Consider the following 347-nt stretch of genomic DNA (forward strand, 5'->3'; position numbering starts at 1 on the left):
ATACTCCTGAAAGTGGTATACAAAGCGGCAATTGTACACCACTTTCCGATTATTTACTATCGCTTTTCTCGTCTTCGATAATTCGTTCAGCCGCGTTTAGTTCTACCGAAGATTCATGTTTCTTTGAATCTCGCATATTCTGATAAATGTGTTCGACAGCACCCCAGTGCCCGGGACCATATTCTTTTTCTGCTATCCCCTTGGCTTTATCCCACTTGTGCTCCAAACTTTCTTTGCTTCCTTTACCCTCGCGCGCGTCGTGGGTAATCTGACGTGACGGCCTTTAAATCTCCTATAGATTGTGTTCTCTTGCGATCCGGCGAATAAACTCTCGGCTGCGCCCGAAT

At 45.8% G+C, this 347-nt stretch carries 1 protein-coding gene; it reads right to left on the reverse strand.

Features of this window, described 5'->3' with window-relative positions; all coding sequences use genetic code 11:
• Window positions 1-49 precede the first annotated feature (49 nt).
• Window positions 50-226, reverse strand: coding sequence for a hypothetical protein (locus AC1RO3_RS08920; protein WP_481764070.1), 177 nt, complete (start codon window positions 224-226; stop codon window positions 50-52).
• Window positions 227-347: the final 121 nt, after the last annotated feature.

This window comes from Dellaglioa sp. CoH-57-MRSF-19 (assembly GCF_056781975.1).